Annotated in this window: 20 protein-coding genes; 17 read left to right on the forward strand and 3 right to left on the reverse strand. The window is 41.4% G+C overall.

The annotated features are described in order from the left end of the window. The coding region (locus H5202_RS06375) for an amidophosphoribosyltransferase (protein ID WP_259397208.1) at nt 1-734 on the forward strand (734 nt) is incomplete at its 5' end. 386 nt (nt 735-1,120) lie between these two features. Here the strand turns inward: H5202_RS06375 and H5202_RS06380 are convergent. Next, entirely contained in the window at nt 1,121-1,825 is a 705-nt protein-coding gene (locus tag H5202_RS06380; RefSeq protein ID WP_182771330.1) for a tRNA (adenine(22)-N(1))-methyltransferase, read from the reverse strand. A 176-nt stretch (nt 1,826-2,001) separates the two neighbouring features. Here H5202_RS06380 and H5202_RS06385 point away from each other — a divergent pair, with 176 nt between their 5' ends. Then, on the forward strand, nt 2,002-3,963 hold the full coding sequence (locus H5202_RS06385; RefSeq protein WP_182771331.1) for a DNA topoisomerase III: 1,962 nt from the start codon (nt 2,002-2,004) through the stop codon (nt 3,961-3,963). A 168-nt stretch (nt 3,964-4,131) separates the two neighbouring features. Further along, a complete protein-coding gene (gene msrA, locus H5202_RS06390) occupies nt 4,132-4,725 on the forward strand; it encodes a peptide-methionine (S)-S-oxide reductase MsrA (RefSeq protein WP_182771332.1) in 594 nt (197 codons plus the stop codon). A 619-nt stretch (nt 4,726-5,344) separates the two neighbouring features. Here the strand turns inward: msrA and H5202_RS06395 are convergent. Further along, nucleotides 5,345-6,280, reverse strand: a complete 936-nt coding sequence (locus tag H5202_RS06395; protein ID WP_182771333.1) for a LysR family transcriptional regulator — start codon at nt 6,278-6,280, stop codon at nt 5,345-5,347. Between the two features lie 122 nt (nt 6,281-6,402). Here H5202_RS06395 and H5202_RS06400 point away from each other — a divergent pair, with 122 nt between their 5' ends. The 5 genes from H5202_RS06400 (at nt 6,403) to H5202_RS06420 (ending at nt 11,094) form a co-directional block, all read left to right on the forward strand. Further along, nucleotides 6,403-7,428 carry a zinc-binding alcohol dehydrogenase family protein gene (locus tag H5202_RS06400; protein WP_182771334.1) on the forward strand — a complete coding sequence of 342 codons (1,026 nt, stop codon included), beginning with the start codon at nt 6,403-6,405 and terminating at the stop codon, nt 7,426-7,428. Nucleotides 7,429-7,487: 59 nt separating this feature from the next. Beyond that, a complete protein-coding gene (locus H5202_RS06405; protein WP_182771335.1) occupies nt 7,488-7,778 on the forward strand; it encodes a putative quinol monooxygenase in 291 nt (96 codons plus the stop codon). 138 nt (nt 7,779-7,916) lie between these two features. Next, nucleotides 7,917-9,386 (forward strand): ATP-binding cassette domain-containing protein, encoded by a 1,470-nt coding sequence (locus H5202_RS06410; protein ID WP_182771336.1) that lies wholly within the window; start codon nt 7,917-7,919, stop codon nt 9,384-9,386. Nucleotides 9,387-9,608: 222 nt separating this feature from the next. After that, nucleotides 9,609-10,154 carry a thioredoxin family protein gene (locus H5202_RS06415; RefSeq protein ID WP_182771337.1) on the forward strand — a complete coding sequence of 182 codons (546 nt, stop codon included), beginning with the start codon at nt 9,609-9,611 and terminating at the stop codon, nt 10,152-10,154. Between the two features lie 283 nt (nt 10,155-10,437). Continuing rightward, the gene (locus H5202_RS06420) at nt 10,438-11,094 is read left to right on the forward strand and encodes a nitroreductase family protein (RefSeq protein WP_182771338.1); all 657 of its coding nucleotides are present in this window, start codon (nt 10,438-10,440) and stop codon (nt 11,092-11,094) included. Between the two features lie 110 nt (nt 11,095-11,204). Here the strand turns inward: H5202_RS06420 and H5202_RS06425 are convergent, their stop codons facing one another. Next, nucleotides 11,205-12,494, reverse strand: coding sequence for an alpha/beta fold hydrolase (locus H5202_RS06425; protein ID WP_182771339.1), 1,290 nt, complete (start codon nt 12,492-12,494; stop codon nt 11,205-11,207). A 276-nt stretch (nt 12,495-12,770) separates the two neighbouring features. On the opposite strand from H5202_RS06425, the gene H5202_RS06430 reads away from it, so the two are divergent. The 9 genes from H5202_RS06430 to H5202_RS06470 all read left to right on the forward strand — a co-directional run bounded on the left by H5202_RS06430 (nt 12,771) and on the right by H5202_RS06470 (nt 24,153). Beyond that, entirely contained in the window at nt 12,771-13,415 is a 645-nt protein-coding gene (locus H5202_RS06430) for an MBL fold metallo-hydrolase (RefSeq protein WP_182771340.1), read from the forward strand. Between the two features lie 123 nt (nt 13,416-13,538). Next, on the forward strand, nt 13,539-14,561 hold the full coding sequence (locus H5202_RS06435; protein WP_182771341.1) for an XdhC family protein: 1,023 nt from the start codon (nt 13,539-13,541) through the stop codon (nt 14,559-14,561). Nucleotides 14,562-14,582: 21 nt separating this feature from the next. Next, complete coding sequence (locus H5202_RS06440; RefSeq protein WP_182771342.1) at nt 14,583-15,191, forward strand: nucleotidyltransferase family protein; 609 nt, start codon at nt 14,583-14,585, stop codon at nt 15,189-15,191. 2 nt (nt 15,192-15,193) lie between these two features. After that, entirely contained in the window at nt 15,194-15,646 is a 453-nt protein-coding gene (locus H5202_RS06445; RefSeq protein WP_182771343.1) for a (2Fe-2S)-binding protein, read from the forward strand. A 2-nt stretch (nt 15,647-15,648) separates the two neighbouring features. Further along, a complete protein-coding gene (locus H5202_RS06450) occupies nt 15,649-17,892 on the forward strand; it encodes a xanthine dehydrogenase family protein molybdopterin-binding subunit (RefSeq protein ID WP_182771344.1) in 2,244 nt (747 codons plus the stop codon). A 258-nt stretch (nt 17,893-18,150) separates the two neighbouring features. Beyond that, nucleotides 18,151-19,596, forward strand: coding sequence for a methyl-accepting chemotaxis protein (locus H5202_RS06455; RefSeq protein WP_182771345.1), 1,446 nt, complete (start codon nt 18,151-18,153; stop codon nt 19,594-19,596). Nucleotides 19,597-19,853: 257 nt separating this feature from the next. Then, nucleotides 19,854-20,528 carry a hypothetical protein gene (locus tag H5202_RS06460; RefSeq protein WP_259397209.1) on the forward strand — a complete coding sequence of 225 codons (675 nt, stop codon included), beginning with the start codon at nt 19,854-19,856 and terminating at the stop codon, nt 20,526-20,528. Between the two features lie 2 nt (nt 20,529-20,530). Beyond that, entirely contained in the window at nt 20,531-22,864 is a 2,334-nt protein-coding gene (locus H5202_RS06465) for an EAL domain-containing protein (RefSeq protein ID WP_182771346.1), read from the forward strand. A gap of 35 nt (nt 22,865-22,899) precedes the next feature. Then, the gene (locus H5202_RS06470) at nt 22,900-24,153 is read left to right on the forward strand and encodes a hypothetical protein (RefSeq protein ID WP_182771347.1); all 1,254 of its coding nucleotides are present in this window, start codon (nt 22,900-22,902) and stop codon (nt 24,151-24,153) included. Nucleotides 24,154-24,321 lie beyond the last annotated feature (168 nt).

Raw genomic sequence — 24,321 nt, forward strand, 5'->3', positions numbered from 1 at the left:
ATTCGAGCATTGATAAAGTGTCTGTTTATGCGAGCCGTGTAAACATGGGCGCTAAGTTAGGCGAAAAAATTAAGAAAGAATGGGAAGATCACGACATTGATGTTGTTATTCCTATTCCTGAAACTTCTTGTGATATCGCATTAGAAATCGCACGTTGCATGGATTTACCGTACCGCCAGGGTTTTGTGAAAAATCGTTATATTGGTCGTACGTTTATTATGCCTGGTCAGTTAGAGCGTAAAAAATCAGTACGTCGTAAACTGAATGCGATTAATACCGAGTTCAAAGGTAAAAACGTATTATTGGTTGATGATTCGATTGTTCGTGGTACTACGTCTGAACAGATCATTGAAATGGCGCGTGAAGCCGGAGCAAAGAAAGTATACTTTGCTTCAGCAGCACCGGAAATCCGTTTTCCGAATGTGTATGGTATTGATATGCCAACGTCTAATGAGCTTATTGCTCATGGTCGTGATGCAGATGAAATTGCAAAATTAATTGGTGCCGATGGCATTATTTTCCAAGACTTAAGCGACTTAATTGAAGCAGTAAGAATGGAAAATCCAGAGATTAAGCGTTTCGAAACATCAGTATTCGACGGTCATTATATTACCAACGACGTTGACCAAGCTTACTTGGATCATTTAACGCAATTACGTAACGATGATGCCAAAGCCAATCGCTCAAAAGACATTGGCACTAACTTAGAAATGCACAACGAGTGCCATCCATAAGTTAACCACTGTTTATGAGTGATAAAAACCAGCATGAAAATGCTGGTTTTTTTATGTCTGCTTGAAAAACTCGATGACAAGCGATAAAGATTGATATCAAGCGATGACAAACGAATGCTGCGAAAATGCCTCGATACTAGGTCGCTTCGCGGCTAGAGGCTATAAGAGCGGTAAAAATCGATATCAAGCGGTAACAAGCGATAGATATAGAGATCAAGCGATCAAAAACGACAAACATCGATCATAAGTGCATTGTGCTTAAGGCCTCACTTTCAAATACTATCATCGAGCAATATTGTCTGCACCGTCATCCCGGTAACGCTTTTGAGCCGGGATCCAGCTTTTAAAGTTGTAGCGCACTCGTCGGAGAATGTCCGTTGTAGATGCTATATCAGTGCTTTAATTGCTAGATAATCTTGTAACGTTTGCGAAGCTTTTTGTGGGTTCGATAGGTTTATTTTTTGATAGTGAGTCAGCACTTTGTTTAAATATCGCTTAGCAATATCGCGCTCTTGGTCATTGTTACATTGCCAAAATTTAGTGCCTACAGCGCTAATTTTAGCCGTAGTACTATCGCTATTTATTTGTGATGATGAATTGCTACGCGTTACGTAGATAATTTCATAGAAACGACGGTTTTCTTCAATCAGTTTTTCGTCAATTAATTCACAATCAAGCTTGATAAGTTGTTGGCGTAACTCATATTGATGGTGAACTGGACACAATAAAAAATCGATACTGCGATCAGAATATTGTTGGCAAAGTGAGTTAACAAACTCGATCATCAAATCTCCACCCACTCCGGCAATAATCACTAAGGGTGTATGCTCATCTTGATCCAAAGGGATCGCTGACACATCAACACAATGTACCTGCCATTTTGGTGGGTTTTGCTGTGGGTAAAAACGTTCGAGCTTGGCGGTTAACTGCTGCATTAATGCAGGCACAATGTCGACAAAATGGATCGTGGCCGCATGTCTGTCTAGTAACGCTGCACCGAGTAATCCATGGTCGCAACAACAATCCCAAATGTGAGTGTAACCATTGGGGATCATCATGTTGATATGTGCTAAGCGGTGGCCGAGTTTCATCTATTTATCGCGTTTGGAAGTGAACCTGCGCATTGTAATGATTTAAGTCACTCAGTGGTTAATTATTTCGTATTTGCAGCTTGGCGTATTTAAGGCTAATCTATACTGTAAATTTATACAGTTAAGTGGCGCAGTTCGTTTGGTCTTATTGAACGCTAGCGACCCAACAGTGGATTATGATTTTATATATTGCTGAAAAACCCAGTCTAGGTCGTGCTATTGCCGATGTTTTGCCAAAGCCACATAAAAAAGGTGACGGTTTTATCACAGCTGCCAATGGTGATTGCGTGTCATGGTGTATTGGCCATTTGCTTGAGCAAGCCGAACCGGACGCCTATGACGATGCATTTAAGTCATGGAAACTTGAACACCTTCCCATAGTGCCACAAACGTGGAAACTACAGCCCAAACCTAAAACGCGCAGCCAACTTACGGTGTTACGTAAATTGGTTAAGCAAGCGTCATCGATCATTAATGCTGGCGATCCAGACCGTGAAGGGCAGCTGCTGGTCGATGAAGTGATTTCTTATTTGGGTGTGAAAGGAGATAAACTCAGTCAAGTTCAACGTTTGTTAATCAGTGACTTAAACCCACAAGCGGTAAAACGTGCTTTAGGGCAACTACGCAGTAACCGAGAGTTTATTCCATTATCGACCTCTGCACTGGCCCGCAGCCGTGCAGATTGGTTATATGGCATGAATATGACCAGAGCCTATACGATTCAAGGTCGTAAAGTGGGTTACCAAGGCGTATTGTCAGTCGGCCGTGTTCAAACTCCTTTGTTGGGACTCGTTGTCCGTCGCGATGATGAGATTGCCGATTTTAAACCTAAAGCTTTTTATGAAGTCTTAGCGCATTTACTTACCGATCAACAACAAGCATTTACCGCTAAATGGCAACCTAGCGAAGCATGTCAGCCTTATATGGATGAAGACGGCCGAGTATTAGCTAAAGGCTTAGCCGAAAATGTCGTTGCCCGTATTAATGGAAAACCAGCAGAAGTCACTAAAGTTGAAGCTAAAGATAAGCGCCAAAACCCACCATTACCTTACAGCTTATCTGCATTGCAAATAGATGCAGCTAAACGTTTTGGGCTATCGGCGAAAGAGGTACTGGATACTTGCCAAAGTTTGTATGAGCGCCACAAATTGATTACTTATCCGCGCTCCGACAGTCGCTATTTACCTAAAGAGCAGCATGCTTTGGCACCAAAAGTGTTGGACGCCGTGCTCAAAGGCGCTTCAGGCTTAATTGAAGGTTGTGAGTCTCCTAATAGCAAACTTAAATCGAAAGCATGGGACGACAGTAAGGTCGATGCTCACCATGCGATAGTGCCAACCGAAAAGGTGGCTAACTTATCGGCATTATCAAGCAATGAAGCAAAGTTATATCAACACGTGGCGAGGCAATATTTAGCCCAGTTTTATCCCGCTTATATTTATGCAGAAACCGCCGTTGAAGTGACCATTGCTGGGGGCTTGTTTACCACTAAAGCGCGTCAAGACAAAAGCTTAGGCTGGAAACAACTGTTTAAACGGGCAGCAACAGCAAATCAAGCTAGTTCTAATTCAACTAGTAGCGATGACGACAATGATGATGCGGTACAGTCGTTACCGGCACTGGTTAAAGGGCAAATATTGCATTGTCAGCGTGGTGAATTATTACAGAAAATGACCCAAGCGCCGAAGCATTTTACCGATGCCACTTTATTAGGTGCAATGACCGGCATTAGCCGTTACGTAACAAACAGTGAGATTAAAAAAATCCTTAAAGAAACCGATGGCTTAGGTACAGAGGCCACACGAGCTGGAATTATTGAATTGCTGTTTAAGCGTGGTTATTTAATTCGCCAAGGTAAGTCGATACTGGCCACGCCTGTGGGTGTTGGCTTAATCCGCAGCTTACCCGAATCAGCAACCACACCCGACATGACCGCATTATGGGAAAACAGCCTCGATGCGATCAGCCAAAAACGTTTAAAGTATGATGCTTTTATGCAGCCATTACTGAGTCAGTTAGATGGCCTAATTACCCAAGCATCGAGCCAGTTACCATCAGCATTACAAGGTGTTGCCAGTAGCGCACCAAAACGCAGCTTTAAGAAATCGTATAAAAAGAAGGCTAAAGCGAAAAGCTAAATTGGCAAGGGTTACTTGCATTACAGCCTAGGTATTTTGGGGAAATAGCTGTGTTAAGTCACAATTAGGAACTTTGTAAATGTGAGTTAACTTTTAAACCATTAAGTTCATATAGTAGATATTTAGAGATAAACATACTAATAACCTAGGAAAATAAAGGAGAGTGTTATGAGAAGTACACTAGTGTTAACGATATTTGCAGCAAGTTTATTGTCTTATGCAACCAATGCCACCGCAGATAAAGCCATTTTAGCTGGCGGATGCTTTTGGTGTATGGAGTCAGATTTTGAGAAACTTGATGGCGTAACCGATGTGATCTCTGGGTTTACTGGCGGAAACATCAAAGACCCTGTCTATAACGGTAACCATCGAGGGCATTTTGAAGCGGTTGAAATAACATACGATCCTAGCAAAGTGAGCTATACAGAGCTGTTAGAACATTACTGGGTCAACATTGACCCTTTTGATGCAAGCGGACAGTTTTGCGATAAAGGTTCTAGCTATTTAAGTGCCATTTTTGTGGCAAACGACACCGAACGACAAATTGCACAACAGTCAAAAAGCAAGGTTGAAAAGCAATTTCCTAATAGTAAAGTTGTCACGCCTATTTTAAATGCGTCTACATTTTATCCTATAAAAGGCGATGAAAGTTATCATCAGGATTACTATAAAAATAACCCTATTAGATACAATGCTTACCGCTGGAACTGCGGCAGAGACAAAAGATTAAATGAAATTTGGGGTGATAAAGCAACACATTAGGCTTAATTTATGGCAGCCGCTACTTGTTTTTGGCGCTTCAGGTATCACCGATACAAAAGCAAAGGGGTATGAAGGTTGCGAAGAATTTGATTGTGATAAAGAATTTGATTGTGATAATGAATGTGAGTGTGAAAAAAGTTAGAGTGTGAAAAAGAGTTAAACGCTTTAGAAAAAGCACTTTTTTGAATTAATCGGTTTTTAGGGGTATGTTGGCGTATAACAACATAACAAAAATATTATTTGCTCGCAGGCAGGCTTAGACACTGACTTGCCGCAGTTCCGTGTATTATCACTATCAAATTGAATTATGATTTTATACTGAATAAAATAAAACAAGGAATAGGATTAATGAAAGATTCAAGGAATGAAATAGCGAAATATGGAATAACCTTTGGAACAGCGTTATCTATCGCTATTTCATGGAGTGTAAACAAGTCTGTTTTATGGGCAATTTTTCATGGTTTTTTATCTTGGTTTTATGTCATCTGGCACGTCGTGACGCGATAGTCTTTTGCTTTTCCAACGCTGGAGTTAGCGAACGTTAAAACGTTAATGCCGTAGGCCAGAATTGAATAAGATTATCGGAATAATGATGAATAAGATGTCATCGTTAGTCTTATCAATCTAACACGCTTTTATCTAAGATCCCTTTATCGATTAGCTGCAACAAAATACTGCGAGTTTTATCTTTAAGCATGTCACGCAGTAATCGCGCTGCGGGGGTAATAGATTGTCTGCTAGGAAATACTAACCAGAGTTCAGTGGATTTAACGGGATAGTCCGCCATTATCCTCACCAGGTTATTGGTCAGTAAGTCATGTGACATGTCTAAGCATGACTTGGCTGATATTCCTTTGCCATTAACGCACCAACGTCTAACTAAGTCTGCATCATTGGCAACCCGGTTACCGGATACTTTTACTTTAATATTGTTGTCAGTTTGGGTGAACTCCCAGATGTCGTGGGTTAAGTTTTGTAATTGATATAACAGGGCATTATGTTCTGCCAACTCTTGTGGATGTGTTGGGGTGCCAAATTTATCAAGGTAAGCTTGTGATGCACAAATTAACCTTGGCACATTACAAATTTTAAAGCCGTATAAATTAGCATCATTAGGTGAACCATAACGTAAAGCTAAATCGACAACGTCGCGATAAAAGTCAACGTTGGTATCACTAATGCTGACTCTCAAACTCACTTTTGAATGAGTATCCATAAATTCATCAAGCCAAGGGATGACAATATTACGCCCCAGATCCGATGATATGGCTAAGCGTAAGTCACCATCAATAATGTCCAGCTCACCTTTCATGTTTTGCTTTGCTTGTTCCAGCATTAACATGGCTTGCTCACACTGCGGAATGTACTTTTCGCCAGCGCTCGATAAACGAAGTTGCCGGGTGGTGCGAATAAATAACTCTACGCCTAAGTTAGCTTCTACTCGCTTTAGTGCTGCACTGGCGGTTGCGGTGCGCATGTCTAAGTTAGTTGCCGCGGCTGTGATACTGCGAAACTCAGCAACTTTTAGTACCACGTGTAAGTCTTCAAGAAGCATGATTATCCATTTTTATTTGATAATGTTTCAATCATTATGCTGTTTATAGAGGATAAAACAAGCGCTAATATAGCTTCATCAAGTTTGAGCAACCTTATTTTATATATCACAGGAAGAGTCTTATGAAAGCTATTGGATATAAACAGTCTCTTGAAATTTCGAACCCAGAATCTTTAATCGATTTGACATTGGATCAACCAATTGCAACAGGTCGTGATTTATTGATTAAAGTTAATGCTATCGCTGTTAACCCTGCTGATTATAAAGTGCGCTTAAACATGCCACCTGCAGACGGTGAAGTTAAAGTGATTGGTTGGGACGCGGTTGGTGAAGTCATTGCAACGGGTGACAAGGTAAGCCAATTTAAACCGGGTGATGTGGTTTACTATGCGGGTGATATTACTCGCACAGGAAGTAACGCTGAATATCAGTTAGTTGATGAACGCTTAGTGGGCATGAAGCCTAAAAGCTTGTCGAATGCAGAAGCTGCAGCACTACCATTAACGGCGATAACAGCATGGGAATTGTTGTTTGAGCATTTATCGATTAAGCAGCAAAGCCCTGGCGCGATAGAGAAATCAAACGAAGTTATTTTGGTTGTTGGCGCTGCCGGTGGTGTGGGTTCTATATTTGTACAATTGGCTAAAGCCATTACTGGTGCAACTATTATTGGTACCGCATCACGTGCAAGCTCAAGCGAGTGGGTTAAGAAATTGGGTGCGGACTATGTTGTCGACCACACTAAACCGCTTGCTGCGCAAATAGCGGCTTTAAACATTGGCCCAGTGACTCACGTTGCGAGCCTAAACAGTACCGATACTTATTTTGACAGTTACACTGAGTTATTAGCGCCGTTTGGTAAAATTGCGATGATTGACGATCCTGTTGCGCTTGATGTGACTAAATTAAAGCTAAAAAGTTTGTCATTACATTGGGAGTTTATGTTTGCTCGTTCGATGTTTAACGCAGTCGATATGGATGAACAGGGACGTTTACTTAATCGAGTGGCCGATCTTGTTGACCAAGGTTTTATTCAAACTACGTTAGGCCAGCACATGGGCGCAATAAATGCTGCAAACCTTCGTGCTGCACATGAGGCGTTAGAAGCAGGCCGTGCGATTGGTAAAATTGTGTTAGAAGGGTTTTAATACCTTTAATTGTATTATTGAATAATGTCATATACTTATATTATCGAACAGGAATCAACATGTCACATTTAACGATTGTAGCCAATATTAAAGCCAAAGCGGACAAAATTGAATTAGTGAAAACTGAGTTGCTGAAGCTCATTGAAGTCACACGTGCTGAAGAAGGGTGTATTAACTACGATTTACATCAAGATAATGCAAACCCAGCACACTTTATGTTTTATGAGAACTGGCAGAGCCGTGAATTATGGCAAGCTCATATGGGCAATCAGCATTTAGCTGATTATGTGGCCGCTACAGAAGGCGCTGTTGTTGAGTTTGTTTTGAACGAAATGACCGTTGTCGGCTAGTTTTATTCAAGTTAGCCATTCAATTGAGTGATATCCAAAAGCAGAACATAAAATGTTCTGCTTTTTTGTCGATTTTTTTTAGCATCTTATGAGACACTCAAGTGATGAATCGCTTTAAATACAAGGATAAGTGGCAAGATGGAAATCAGATTTACGCAGTTGCAGTGCAGTTCATCGAGTGTCACTGTCGATATTGATGATTGGGTTATTGAGCCACAACAATCTTGGGGTGTATTTAGCACCGAAGGTGATGTGGGTGCATTGCTTGGCCAGTTACTAACCCAGCAAGTTGATGCGCAAACCTTAATGTATAGTGGTGATATTATTGGTGTCACGCCAGCTAATGTGGCATTAGTGTCATTACTTGAACAGCAATCACTACTTGAAGCTATTTTAGAGCAAGATGACAGCGAATCACTGGGATATACCGATCCTAAATCGACCGTGTTTGGGGTTGTTTTTAATCAATGCCATGACAATGACTTAACCCATCAATTGCTGCAGCAATTAGATTTAACGCATTTAAGCTTAAGTCCTTTTGCTCAATTGTCTACTGGTGAAGGCCGCAGAGTAATGCTTGCTCGTGCTGTGGCAACCCAAGTGCCATTTTTAGTGCTCGACGAGCCATATGCAGGTCTTGATGTTGCGCACAGACAGACTCTCACAGAATATTTACAACAATTATCTCAAACCAAACAGATACTGGTCGTGGTGTCGCGTGAAGAGGATATGCCAGATTGGATTGAACATGTTGCTATGTTTAGTCATGGCAAATTAGACAGCATGATGACCAAATTACAGTGGGATAATCATCCTGTTATTGCCCAGTTAACGGCGCAAGCGGGTAAACAAAGTGATGATATGTTGGCGCTTATTCGTCGTCACAGACACAAGCCATTATTTGCTAACCCGGTTTTTCAGTTAAACAATGGACGAGTGGCTTACAGCGATAAAGTGATTTTTTCGGGTGTTAATTGGCGTATCGATAATGGTGTGCATTGGCAAGTAAAAGGACCTAATGGCTGCGGTAAGAGTACTTTACTGGGGCTTATTTTTGGCGACCATCCACAATGTTACAGTAATGACATTGATATTTTTGGTAATAAAAGAGGTTCTGGCGAAAGTATTTGGGAAATAAAAAAACACATCGGTATGGTGTCTTCGGCATTACATCTGCAATACCGGGTTAATTGCAGTGCACTGGATGTGATTGTTTCTGGCTTTTATGATTCTATTGGTTTGTACCAAAAACCGACGGCACAACAAATATCTGTTGCTACAGAATGGTTGGCCATTTTACACATGGGCCATTTAAGTAAAACCGCTTTTCGACAATTAGAATATGGCCAACAACGCTTATTACTCATTGCTCGCGCCATTGTGAAACAACCTACCTTATTGATCCTCGATGAACCTTATCAAGGTTTAGATTATTTAGGACGTCGACTGATTAAAAATGCCCTTGAACTCATTGCTAAAGAACATTTAAGTCAATTGTTGTATGTATCGCATTATCAAGAAGATAACCTAGACAGTATTCAGCATTATATTGAGTTTGTGAAAGATGAAAACCAAGATGGTTATCGGGCGGTGGTTTCTCAGCGTTAATATCATCGTGTTTAAAGAGTCTCTCAATAGCTAACTTAGGTTGGCTATTTTTGTTTGTGAGTTTATTTTCAAATAATAATTGATAATGTTTCAATTATTACGCTGTATATGGGAGCTAAACTTTTGTATATGATGACAACATTAACGCAGATAACCTTGAATATTGAGTGAATTGAGCTGTAATAGGGCTATAAATATACAGCGACACGCTTAAGGATACAGATGCTACTTGATACACCCATTTGCGATTATGGCTGGAAAGCCCCTGATTTCACATTGAAAGATGCCAATGGTAATGCTTTTACCATGAGTGGGCACTTAGGTGAAAAGGGCTTATTGATTATGTTTATTTGTAATCATTGTCCTTATGTTAAAGCCATTGCGACGCGTTTAGCCGCGGATACAAAGCAATTAATGGATCAAGGCGTCAATGTGTTAGCGGTCATGTCTAATAATTATCATGATGTTGAGGCTGACTCACCACAAAATATGCTGCATTTTTCCAAGCTACATGGTTTTGGATTTGCTTACTTAGTGGACGAAGATCAGCAAGTGGCGAAGCAATATGGTGCAGTGTGCACCCCTGACTTTTTTGGTTTTAATCACCTCGGCGAATTGCAATATCGTGGACGCTTAGATGATACGCGTTTGCAAGATGCGCCGAACAGAAAACCTGAACTACTACAAGCGATGCAAATGATTGCTGCAATAGGCAAAGGGCCTAAACAACAAACAGCCAGCATGGGTTGCTCTATTAAATGGCGATAAGCCCGTTCAGTTGGCAATAAATTTAGTGAGCTATAAACCTTGAAAAATTGTTTTTAAGCACCATAACAAGATAAACAGAATGCAGAATAAACTGCGTTGTTAACTAATTGTATTTATTGTTAATTATTATTTTGCTTTTTTGTGTTTAGTTTGAATTTTAGATGTTATTTACGACCAATAGTTGTGAGTAGCAAGGTTAGTTAATCGATGATATTAATCAACAGTATTAATCAATGTCGTTAACTGCCAGTATTTTTAATGATTGTTAACATCGAGATATCACATGACCAATGCCATTATTGCTGATTTAGAAAAACGTTACACCGCCAAGCGCTACGATGCGACTAAACGCGTGCCTAAAGAAGATTTAGCCGTGATTTATGACGCTATGGTGTTATCGCCGTCATCAATTAACTCTCAACCATGGAAATTTATCGTGATTGAAAGTGACGAAGCCAAGCAACGTTTACATGACTCCTATGCTAATAAGTTTCAGTTTAATCAACCGCATGCTAAAACGGCTTCACATACTATATTGTTTGCATATAACCCTAAGTATACCCGTGAAGATTATGCCAAAGTGGTAGATCAAGGCATTATTGATGGCCGTACTAAGCCTGAAGATCGCGAAGCTGCATTTGGTGGGTACGCATTTGTAGATTTAAACACTGATGAAGCGGGTAATAATGCGGCTTGGACTAAGTCACAAACCTATTTAGCATTAGGTAACACTATGCATACGCTAGCGCGTCTTGGTATCGACTCTACGCCAATGGAAGGTGTTGATAGTGAAATGCTAGGTCAAATATTTGCTAAAGAACTGGACGGTTATGTGTGTGAAGTTGCATTAGCATTTGGTTATCATCATTCAGATGAAGACTACAACGCCAAGTTACCAAAATCTCGTTTAAACATTGATCAAGTGTTACAGGTTTTATAATTAACGAGCCGCTATTTACGCGGCTGATGTTGATAGAAAGGGGTATAAGATTAATCTTATGCCCCTTTTTTATGTTATTGAAGCTGAACACGTTGACCAGTGTTGAGTCATTAGCGCAAACAGTGGCCACGATTGAGGCTTATCAATTTATCGAGTACGCGTTCGCCGTCCATACGAATGCCATTGTGCTCATATTCTGATGTGAGCCAGTACTTAAGGTTAGCCACTTTTTTAGTGGTTTCTAAACTGTATTGCATTTCGACAAACATATCTTCGCTGTATATTGCGGCTGCAACTGGGACTTTATTATTCGCCAGTTTTTCTAGGTCATATAACGCAGGCCAGTCTTTTTTCGCTGCGATAAGCTCAGCGGCTTGTTGCAGTGGAATGAGTTGTTCAAATTGGGCAAACATCCACGGATAGACCATTTCGCCAGTGAACAATAATGGTTTGTCAGGGCGATAGTTAAATTGGCTGTACTGTGCTCTTACTCTGTGTGCGGCCCAAGCTGATGCTTGTTGCTGACAATAAATAGACTCATGCATTAATGCAAAAATAGGGTTGGTGTTGTAGTCGAGAAATTGACTGAACTGATGTAGAAACAGTGGATTAACGTCGATACCATGCGGTGTTTCAATTAACGCTTGCTCAAGCAGATAGTAAACCGATTCTGGGCCTTGTTCCATACCGATATTAATGCCGAGTAACTGCAACATTTCAACCGTGAGTTGCTCGCCTGTTGCTAAGTAGACTTTGTTTTCGTAAAGGTATTTAGCTAAGTCATCGACTAAGGTGCGTGCATCGCTAAAGCGCTTAAAAAAGTCATTGTTTTTAGCGATGACACGTTCATAAGTTGCTTGGTAAACCTCTTCGGCAGGGCGGTCTAGTGAAGGAATACCACCGGTAATGTATGCCTCTTTTAGGCCTTCTGGCGCAGCAGACAAATAGTGCAGCACACAAAACCCACCAAAACTTTGGCCTAAAATACTCCAAGGTTGGTCTGGTGATAGTTTGGCTCTAATGTATTCAGCATCGCGGATGATGTTATCGGCGCGAAAAAAACTTAAGTAATCGGCTTGGTCTGTGGCATTCATGTAACTTAAGCTGGTGGCATTGACAGGACTTGATAGCCCAGTTCCCCGTTGATCGAGTAATAACACTCTATATTCCGTTAACGCACGTTTTATCCAACCGTTATTGCTAATCGGTCTGACAGCTCCAAACCCAGGCCCGCCTTGGAAGAACACTAAATAAGGCAAGTTTTTATGTTGGTTCTCAATGCTGACAATTTCCCGGGCGAAAATCGTAATCTGTTTACTTGGACTTTGTTGATAGTCTAACGGCACAGAGAAAAAGTGCTTACGAGCAACAATGTCTGCTAAGGTGAGTTCTGTGTGCATATAATGCCTATTCAGTGATGATAAATGGGATACAACATTTAATTAAACCTTGATGTGCCGATGCTGATTTTTGATGTTATAGGCTCATCTAGGAGATGCGATTAGTATCGTGTTTGGGCGCCTATATAGGCGCGAATGGAACTATTTTATGAGCCATCTTAATGATTAACAATCGGTAACTCGATGGAAATCACATTAAATAGGTATCTAGATCAAATCTGCCTAGGTAAAATTAACTGATAATTAACCGAATGATTATAAAGGACGAGGTTGTCGATGAAGTATCAAATCATCCCCGTAACGCCTTTTCAGCAAAATTGTAGTGTTATTTGGTGTGAAAAGACCTTAAAGGCTGCGGTTGTTGATCCTGGTGGAAACATTGATCGAATTTTAGCTGAGGTGTCAAAGTTAGGCTTAAGTGTTGAACAAATATTATTAACCCATGGCCATATTGATCATGTCGGTGGCGCAGCTGAATTAGCCAAAAAATTAGCAGTCCCCATCATTGGTCCACACGTTGCGGATAAATTTTGGTTAGAAAACTTGGTTAAGCAAAGTCAAAATTTTGGTTTTCCACGAACAGAAGCCTTTGAGCCAACACAATACCTAAATGAAGACGATGTGGTGAGTGTCGGAGAGCAGCGATTACAAGTGTTACATTGTCCTGGGCATACGCCAGGACACATCGTTTTTTATGATGCCGCGGCCAAGTTAGCCTGGGTGGGCGATGTGCTTTTTAGGGGATCAATTGGTCGCACGGACTTCCCGCAATCTAATCATCAAGATTTACTTCACTCTATTACCACCAAATTGTGGCCATTAGGGAATGATGTGAGTTTTATTCCCGGGCATGGACCCATGTCGACCTTTGCCGATGAGCGTCAAAACAATCCTTTTGTTGCCGATCAGTTATTTGATTAACAATTTGTTATCTGATCTGGTCATTGAGGTTATTTATTAATAAGTTGAAACTATTGATTCTTTGCATTGTAAACGCAGTCTGTTAGCTTAAGATAATGCGTTTACAAATGATGGACAGCCTACATGGTTCAACACCTCGTTGATTTACTCGATACCTGGTTACCTTCTTATCAAGAAGACTGGGTACTCGCCGTTCTTACCCAAGTGCAAGGGTCTTCTTACCGCAAACCTGGCGCCATAATGCTATTTCATCCAATGGGTAAAAGCCTAGGGATGCTAAGTGGTGGTTGTCTTGAGGCGGATTTGCGTCGTCACGCGCAACGTGCGATTCAAACTCAGCAAGTTATTCAGCTAACCTATGACGCAACCGATGAGTCTGATACCAGTTATCAGCTGGGCTGTGGCGGTATCGTCAATATCATGATGGTGTCGTTAAATAAATCGAACAATTATCTTGGTTTGGTGAGTGTCCATGATGCCTTAATGCGTGGTCATGCTGGAGTGTATCAAATTGATGTTGTTGCAGATGGCACGCCGGGCCATAAATTAAGCGGTCACTTTGTCGAGCAAGACCCTGATCTATCAGCACCTATTAGCCTCAATAGCAAAACCCGCACCATGGTCGTTCAAGATAATACTGTTTTGCATATTCCAATTAGGCCACCAGTACACATTGGCATTTTTGGTGGCGGATTAGACGCGCAACCTATTGCACAAATGGCGCAAACTCTTGGTTGGAAAGTCAGTGTGTTTGATGAGCGTGCGGCTTATGCTCGTACTTATGATTTCCCCGGATGTCAGATCATTAAAAAACCGACAGCAGATGTGTCAACAACACTTTTGGCTAGTTTAGATGCCGCTTTTGTGATGAGTCATAATTTACACATTGATGCGCAAACATTACAGGTACTCCAAACCATACCGTTGGCCTATATCTCGTTATTAGGGCCTACGCATCGTCGTGATAAAGTGTTGGGCATAGCTGAACTCAGTGTCGACGACTTTAGTGGCTATTTTTCGGCACCAGCAGGGTTAGCGTTAGGTGGCGAGTTGCCTGGTTCGGTTGCACTCAGTATATTGTCCCAATGCCATGGAGTGCTGTATCAAAGTCAGTTAACCAGCCTTGATACGGTGATGCTGTCATAAACACTTAGAGTACATGCTTTTATGATGCCCAAAATTGTGACTGTAATTTTAGCCGCTGGCGCAAGTAGTCGTTTTAACGGCGCTAAAATTGTCGCCAAAGTACAAGGCGAGCTAAGCTTACTTGAACATTGCCTGCAGACTCTCGACCACGTCACCACCGCAGCGGGGATACCCCCAGCAGTGGTGGTGTTAGGAGCACATCAAACTGATGAAATATTGGCGATAACTGCGGACCATTCTCGGCTCTTCAATGATGATTGGCACCTAGGTTTGTCGAGTTCGGTAAAACTTGCAGGACGATATGCTCAAAGCCAACAAGCAGATGCACTGTTAATCGTGTTAGCCGACCAAGTGGCTTTGCAAAGCGGTGATTATTTGCAACTGATACAAGCGTACCTTCGTAATAACTTAACAACCTGTTCTTTTTACCTGCAAAATGTGGGTGTTCCAGCTATTTTTATTGCTGAAGATATTAATATTTTGATGTCGATTGATGGCGATAAAGGTGCAAAAGGCATTTTAAAACAACATGATAAAAATAATAGCTTGAACATTATCCCAATGGAACAAGCGCAATTTGATATTGATACACCTGCTGACTTAGCTCGTTGGTTAGATAATAAGGAATAATTATGACAACCCCAACACAAAAATTGATGGTGAATGGAAAAGACTTTACCCTTGATGCCGACCCTAATATGCCGGTGCTATGGGCATTGCGTGACATATTAGGCCTAACGGGGACCAAGTTTGGTTGTGGCGCAGGGCTCTGTGGAGCATGCACTATTCACGTTGACGGTAGTCCTATGCGCGGGTGTTTAACCAGTTTAAAGCAAGTACAAGGCAAACAAGTTACCACTATTGAAGGCCTTGAGGCTGAAACATTAAAGCAAGCTTGGTTAGAACATAATGTGCCGCAATGTGGTTATTGTCAGGCGGGGCAATTAATGTCTGCTGCTGCGTTATTAACCTCTACGCCTAAACCTACTGAAACCCAAATAGCCAATGCCATGTCAGGTAATATTTGTCGTTGCGGGACTTATCCACGGATAAAAGCCGCGATTAAATCGGCTTCGGAGGCGTAATCATGACCACATTCACAGCAGTTGAAAATATTAGTCGTCGTAACGTATTAAAGTTATTTGGCGCAGTAGGTGGTGGATTAGCGTTGGGTGCAACAGGCTTAAGTTGGAGCCCAATGGCCTTAGCGCAAGACAAGCAATCAATGATGAACCTGTTTGTCGCTATTGGTGAAGATAATAAGGTGTATTTGACTTGTCATCGCTCTGAGATGGGACAAGGGATCCGAACCGGCATACCGCAAATTTTAGCTGATGAATTAGAGGCTGATTGGGATAAGGTTGTGGTGGTTCAAGGGTTAGCAGATAAACGTTATGGTAGCCAAAATACCGATGGTAGCCGCAGTATCCGTAAACATTATCATCGTATGCGCCAAATGGGCGCGACAGCCAGAACCATGCTTGAACAAGCCGCTGCTCAAATATGGCAAGTTCCGGTGACAGAAGTGTACGCGAAAGCCCATAAAGTCCATCACAAAGGCAGTAAAAAGAGTCTTGCTTATGGTGAATTAGCGTTAGTTGCAGCAACATTACCTATGCCAGAGTTAGATTCGGTGGTGCTCAAACCCGAAAGTGAATTTACTCATATTGGCCAATCTCACACCATTGTTGACATGGACGCGATGCTAACGGGCAAAGCAATATACGGCTATGACATTAAACTCGATGGAATGTTGTATGCCAGCATCTCTCGCCCACCTGTGTTAGGCAGTGATGTGGTTAGCGTTGATGATGCCAAAGCCCGTAAGATTGCCGGTGTGGTTGATATTATAATCTTGCCAGTACCTAAAGGTGCGCCATTATTTCAGGCCCTAGGTGGGGTTGCAGTGATTGCAACAAACAGTTGGAGTGCCATTGAAGCACGTAAAGAGTTAACCATTACTTGGTCTAAATCGGCTAATGATAGCCATGATTCAAAGACATATTTGCAAGGCTTGGTTGAGCGAGTTAACCAACCGGGTAAAGTAATGCGCCAATTAGGTGAGCCTGTTACTGATTGGCCACAGGCTTCTACGGTTAAGGCCGTTTATACCGTTCCATATTTAACTCACGCAATGATGGAGCCGCCAGTAGCTACGGCCAGTGTGACGGCTGATGGTTGTGAATTATGGGCTTCGACCCAAACACCACAAAGTACCCAGCAAAACGTGGCGGGTGCGTTAGGGCTCAAAGAAGAACAAGTTACGGTTAATGTTACCTTGTTGGGTGGTGGTTTTGGACGTAAATCTAAGCCAGACTTTAGTGTTGAAGCCGCTATTTTATCGCAAAAATTCAATAAACCAGTAAAAGTCTGCTGGAGTCGAGAAGACGAAATTCAAAACGGTTATTACCATGCGATCAGTGCACAGATGTATCAAGTTGCATTAGACAACAATAAAATGCCGACAGCATTGTTAGCGCGTACAGGCTTCCCTTCAATCAGTTCAACTTTTGCTGAAGGTGTTGAATATCCTTCAGCCGGCGAACTTGATTTAGGTTTTAGCGATGTACCGTTAGCCCTTAAAAACATCCAACTTGAAGCCGTTAAAGCTCCTGCGCATACTCGTATAGGTTGGATGCGATCAGTCTGTAATATTCAACATGCTTTTGGTATTGGCAGTTTTGTCGACGAAATAGCGGTAAATGCTAACAAACCCTGTGTGCAAATGTGGCGTGATTTATTAGGTCAGTCTCGAATTGAGCCGTTTGAAAATCAAGGTTTTACTTATGGTAATTACGGTGAGGAATTAGCGGATCATCCCGTTGATGTAGGCCGTTATCATAAAGTGTTAGATAAGCTAGAAGCAGCAATGGCAGATGCGCCTAAAGCAGCTAAAAACCAAGGCTGGGGTATGGCTGTCCATCGTAGTTTTGTTAGCTATGTTGCGGTAGCGACACTCGTTGAAGTGGTGGATAAGCAGCTTAAAGTATTGAAATCCATCGCGGTGATAGATGCGGGTAGAGTGGTGAACCCTGATCGAGTTAAATCGCAACTAGAAGGCGCTATCATTTTCGGGCTAAGTTTAGCCACCATAGGTGAAATCAGCTTTAAAGATGGCAAGGTTGAACAATCTAACTTTCATGATTATCCATTATTGCGTTTACCGCAATGCCCAGATATTGACACTTATATTATTGAGTCTACGGCAAAACCTGCGGGGGTTGGTGAGCCAGGTGTACCACCTGTAGCGCCAAGTTTAACCAATGCTATTTTTGCGGCCACGGGGATCCGATATCGTGATTTACCGCTTAATAAATTTTTATCGTTCTAGCCATTTTCGTGAGCAATGGCACTTAAGTTCTATTATCTTAAGCCGATAATAAATAAGACCAAATGCCTAAGTGTATTCGCACTTAGGCATTGTTATCGTATTAAAACAAAAATTTTAAAAATGTCGGTTATTGAATAGTAAGTGAATCGGAATAACCAGACTCTTCTATAATATTGATTAACGTTTGTTTGGGTGCTGTTCGTTTATGTCGTTTTGTTCTCACTTTGAGATAATGGCAAATTGCCTTAGGAAGCTTGTATGAAGCAAATCCAGTTTAGAAAAATCGATGCAATCTTGATTAAATTCAGCCTTAATGGAAAATTTTGGGTAGTTTGTTCACTTGTTGCATTGATCACCAGTATTGTCGCACTAATGAATTACCAACAAACTCAAGTCTTAATTGAACAAGCCTCAATTGAGCGAGTTAAAGCGAGTGTTGACAGTTTTGCCGTCGTTGCCAATAACCAAGGTCTGGAGGGCGATGTTCTTGAGCAATTTGCCCAAAATAATCAATTGCAGTTATCTGGACGCGATAATACGTTACGCAGTGGCGATGTCGTCACTGCATCGGCGAGTGTGGGCAATCAGTTTTTAACGGTGAGTCAAAACGTTCAGCAGTGGGAACAAGAGCCGTTAAGCCAAATGAATTTTATGTTAATCATAGCGTTGGTTGGTTTATTACCCTTATTTCAGTTGAGTTACTGGATCTCAACCTCATTAGGGGGAGGTTTATGGGAAATGTACATGGCAATTAAGCGTCTAGCTGACGGTAATTTAACCATGAGATTAAACTTTTTTGGTACCGACGACTTCAGTTTAATCGCCAAAGATATCGACCGCTGCGCTGATAACATGAGTGAAATGGTCGGTGCTATCCGCAGTAATGCTGAAACCTTGGCTGTTGCCGCTAATGAGTTTAATCATCAAGCAAGTACCAATGATGATCTCATTGATCAACAACATCACTTTTTAGACTCGGTGGCGCACGCCATGGAGCAAATGACGGCGGCTATTGCCGATGTGTCACATCACGCAAGTGATACGTCATTAAATACTAAGCAAAATGCAACACAAATGGATCAAAGCCAAAGTAAGATCAACGACGCAGTTAAACGTATTAGTTATTTATCTGAGCGTATCGCTGAAGCGTTTTCATCTGTAGAGCAACTTTCCCGTGATGCTACCCAAATTAATGCTGCTGTTACCACCATTGATAGTATTTCTGAACAAACCAATTTATTGGCACTAAATGCTGCCATTGAAGCGGCGCGTGCCGGGGAGCAAGGTCGTGGCTTTGCTGTCGTGGCGGATGAAGTTCGTACCCTCGCGGGACGGACTCAACAAGCGACCATAGAAATTCAAAAGATGATTGAAGGATTGCAACAAGGATCTAAAAAACTGACCAGTATTACCAATGTGATTGTTGCTGAAGCAGACCAAGGGAGTGAGAGCATTAAAGCGGTCGGTGATGATATAAGTCACATGGCTGAGTCTATTAATGCTGTGTTTGACATGAGTAGCCAAATAGCCGCATCAGCTGAACAACAAAGTATGTCGGCAAGAGATATCGCCTCGCAACTGAATCAAATTCGTCAGCAATCAGATACTATTCGTAGTACTTCTAAACAAGCTGGTGTATTAGCCAAAGATTTGAATCAATCGTCTAAAGGTTTAGCAGCGATTTTGAGTCAATATAAAATCTAGCGCTTACGGCTTTATTATAGATGAGGAGATCGTTGATATATTTTTGATTAGCTTGTAATAAAGTACTAAGGTATCTGGTCTGTTACTGAGTTGTTAAATTGTGGTTTGAGTGTATTGACTTCAATATGTCGTCGCTCACCACTTGAGTTAGTAGCATTACACGATTAGCTATCCGTGAATAGTATTGGGTATGTGTTGTCATACCCCTTTTCCCTGTGCTTTATTGTGTCATTAGGCAAACATCATTAGGAGTATCAATGATCATTACCTCTGCGCGCGTTGTTATAGCGCTTACCTTAAGCAGTGTATTATTTAGCATTTCTGCCGTGACGGCTGCACCTCAGAGTATTGTGGTGTTGAACGCCCAAGGCTTGCCAGCACAAAACATGGTGGTATATTTACTTCCTTCCAATCCTGCCAATATTGTTACCGCCGTTGCCCCACAAAAAGCTGAAGTTCATCAAAAAGATAAGCAGTTTTCTCCTTATATTACTGTTGTACAAAAAGGCAATGATGTGGCTTTTGTGAATGAAGATGATATTACTCATCATATTTTTTCAGCATTAGGGCCGAAACGTTTTTCATTTAAACTTCGTCATCAACAAGAACAGCAAATATTGAGATTTGAGCAAACCGGGCATGTGTCTATGGGCTGCAATGTTCATGACTGGATGTCTGGGCATTTATTGGTGGTCGACACCCCATTTTATGCGGTGACCAATGCAGAGGGACGAGTGACATTTGAGCATTTGCCTGCTGATGAATTCAAGCTGGTGGTGTGGCATCCACAGTTAAAAATGCCTGATAACCAACAAGCGGAACCAGTTCATTTGCCCAGTGAAAATACAATTACTATTACCTTACTGGCTGAGTTTGATAATATTCCCAGCCAGCAAAGTTTAGATGAATTTGAATTTTTAGAAGGATACTAGTATTGCTATTTTTCAATCGGTTGCAAACTCGGATTTTTGCTTTTTTTGTATTGCTCATCATTGCCGTACTGAGTTTGTCTTTTTGGTTAACGTATCAAGCTAATCAAAGGTTAGAACAACAGTATGTGGCCAATCAACTTGAAGTAGCGAGTTTAGTATTTGAGTCGCAATATGATAACCGAAACTATTATTTGGCGGCATTTGCCGCGACGGCAGCCAAGGACTTTGGCTTAAAAGATATTTTCATTGATGGCGATAATCGTAGTTTTCTAGTGGCGTTAAATAATCATCGCAGCCGTATTAATGCATCTTTAGCCATGGCGGTGTCTGCTGAAGGTAAGGTTATTGGCCAGTTGGTGAGTTCGCAAGGCGAGTTAGGTCGTGAAGTCGTTGCTTTGGGCTCGGAGCAAAATGAGGCGTTTCGGTATCAGTTAGGTTCTGAATTTGAAGCGCTGAGTCCATTCTATTTATTAGATAATAAACTGTATCAAATTAAATTCTCTCCACTGACTAGTGGCGGCAATAGTGTTATCGGTTGGGTGGGTTTTGGGTTTCTGATCGATGATACCTTAGCTAATTCTTTGCATAAACTTACCGGTTTAAACAGCGGCTTTATGTTAACAGCCGAGAGTAAGGTCACTGAGGTAGGTCACTCTGGTTTGTCATTGCCAGATGATGAAACCTCACTATTGTCGCGTTATATCATCGAAGAGAAAACCAATCACGATTATATACTTTGGAAGCAGTTTTTAGGCGAAGTTGATGGCCAGTCTCTACATGCTTATATGTATAAATCACGCTCTGATTTATTGGCATCAATAGAGTCGCAGTGGTTACAACAAGTCTCGGTGTTAGTCATGATGCTGCCGGTATCATTGTTGTTGGCTTTTTGGATATCGGGCTCTATCACTCGACCGATCACACAGTTAATTACCCAAGCACGTTTTATCGCACAAGGTAATTATGATTCTCATGTGAGTGTCGACTCCAGTATTGAACTACAACAGTTAGCCAATGAATTTACTTCGATGCAGCAAGCCATTTTACAACGAGAAAAAGCCATTGCTCATCAAGCCTATCATGACCCATTGACCAATTTAGGTAATCGTAATGAATTACAGCGCATGATTGAACCTTGGTTAGTGTCGGGGTCAACCATGGGTCTGTGTTTAATTAATATTCGCCGTATGACTGAAATTAATGTCACTTTAGGTCACGCTGTGGGTGATGAAGTGATTAAAGAAGTCGCTAAGCGTTTATGTGAGGTTAATCCCGATGCATTAGCTTATCGATTGTCGGGTGATGAATTCGTTTTAGCATTTAAGCATTGTGAGCATAATTCGTTTGATGTGCTTCTCAAAAAGCTCCAAGAGCAGATTGGCCAAGATTATCATTATCAAGATGTAATGTTACATTTGCAGTTTACTGCTGGTGTCAGTTTTTATCAGCCAAACGCAGATATTGTTACTCTGCTAAGACAAGCTGACACTGCTTTGCAGCACGCTAAAATAAATAAGCGTGATTATCAAATCTACGATGCCAATATTGATAAAAATAGCATTGAACGTTTTCAACTTATTAATGAGCTTAAAGTGGCGATTGAGCAAAATCAGTTAGTGCTGTATTACCAACCAAAATTAAACTTAGCCAAACAAAAAATTACTCATGTGGAGGCATTGGTTCGTTGGATGCATCCTATTAGAGGCATTATTCCACCGGATACGTTTATTCCCATCGCTGAAAAGACCATGCAAATGGACGCGTTGACCCGTTGGGTTATTACCGAAGCGATGGCTCAATATCATCGTTGGCAATTACTGGGCATTGATATGTGTATAGCGGTAAATATTTCAGCTGAAAATTTAAAAGATGAGCAATTTTGCCACTGGGTAATTAATGCGCTCGCTGAGCATAATGTACCTGTTGCCGCGATGACGTTAGAAATAACTGAAGATGCAGTGGTGTCAGACCCAGAACTTGCGGTAAAGCAACTCACCTTGCTGCGTAACAATGGACTCACGTTATCAATAGATGACTATGGCACTGGCTATTCATCATTGGCACAATTAAAACAACTGCCGGTTGATGAACTAAAAATTGATAAGTCTTTCGTGCTAAAGTTACTTGAAAATGAAGCTGACCAAATTATTGTACAGTCGACATTGCAATTAGCCCATAATTTGGGCCTTAAAGTCGTTGCTGAAGGTATTGAAGACAAGGCTACTTTAGAATGGTTAACCAAGCTTAATTGTGAAATGGGCCAAGGCTTTTACTTGTCGCGACCATTGCCAGAGCAGCAGTTTAATGACTGGTTAGCACAATCTGATTATCTGTAGGAGAATTGATTATTTGCTGCTTACTTACAAGGATAGTGTGCTGCTTACTTTGTGTAAGCAGCAGTGTTTATGCCGATGCTATTGATCATGACGTCATTGGTGATACAGATTTTGAGCAGCATTTCAGTGGTGTGATAGATGTGCGTGTCGGTTATGCCGATAGCATCGATTCATATTTGGATGGTGGATTGGGCAAATTTGGTGTTGATAATGGCGCGCAGTTAGCTTTATCACAATTAGGGTTAAGTTATCACAGCCAATGGGGTGATGCTTGGTCTAGTCGTATTGTGGCGAATGGATATGTTGATGGTATCAATAATGGATTGGGTATCACTGAAGCCATTGTACGTTATCGAGATATACCAAGTGAGTTAGGCATTCGTTTTGATGTTCAGCTTGGCTTGATGTATCCGCAAATATCGTTAGAAAATGTCGCTACAGCGTGGGCATCACCTTTCAGCTTAAATTATTCAACCATGAATAGTTGGCTGGCCGAAGAAGTTAGGCATATTGGCTTGTCGACAACGGTTGAGTCATTAGGGAAATATCGTCAATCAGAGCATGATTTTTCGTTAACTGCAGAAGCCTTTATGTTTAACGATACCACCGGCGCTATGCTGGCTTGGCACGGCTGGACTCAAACCTCAAGACAAACATTAGTGCAACAAACCTTGCCTATAGCTGCCATCCCGGCAATGGAAAATGGCGGTATGTTAGAGGCGCAAGCCGCTAACTCAGATCCGTTTACTGAACTTGATAATCGCATCGGCGGGCATGTACTTGCTAAGTGGACTTGGCGTAATAAAGGCAGTGTTCAAGCGGGATATTATGATAATAACGCCAATACGCGTATTGTTAAAGAAGGTCAATATGTGTGGTTGACCCAGTTTGGTCATATTGGGGCAAAATGGCGTTTGCCTTTTGGTGTCAGTTTAATTAGTCAATTTATGCAGGGAACTACCTTAATGACTAATACTGAAGGTTTTCCAGTGGTCGATAATGATTTTCAATCGGGCTATGTTTTACTCAGTAAGCGTTGGTCTCAGCATCGTATTAATCTACGACTTGAGGATTTTTCAGTTACCGACAATGATACAACACTCGATGATGATAATAACGAAGACGGTCACTCGTTTACGCTTGCTTATCAATATCAACTTAGCAGGCCATGGTTTATTCAATTTGAATACAATCGTATCGACTCTACTCGACCCGCCAGAGCTTACCTTAATGAACCTATTGATTTAGTCGAACAGCAATGGCAACTATCCAGTCGTTATTTCTTTTAGTTAAACCTATTGCAAGTTAATTCAATAAAGTTAGCAAGATAAAGTTAGAAAGATAGGGGCAGTTTGAAAGGTGTTTATTATCCCAAGTTTAGGTTAGTTAACGACTAATATGGGTTAACTACAAGTATGGGCTAATGGCTAATGCAGAGTCAACAATCATAAAAACGC

The organism is Shewanella sp. SG41-4 (assembly GCF_014164505.1).
Classification (GTDB): Bacteria; Pseudomonadota; Gammaproteobacteria; order Enterobacterales; family Shewanellaceae; genus Shewanella.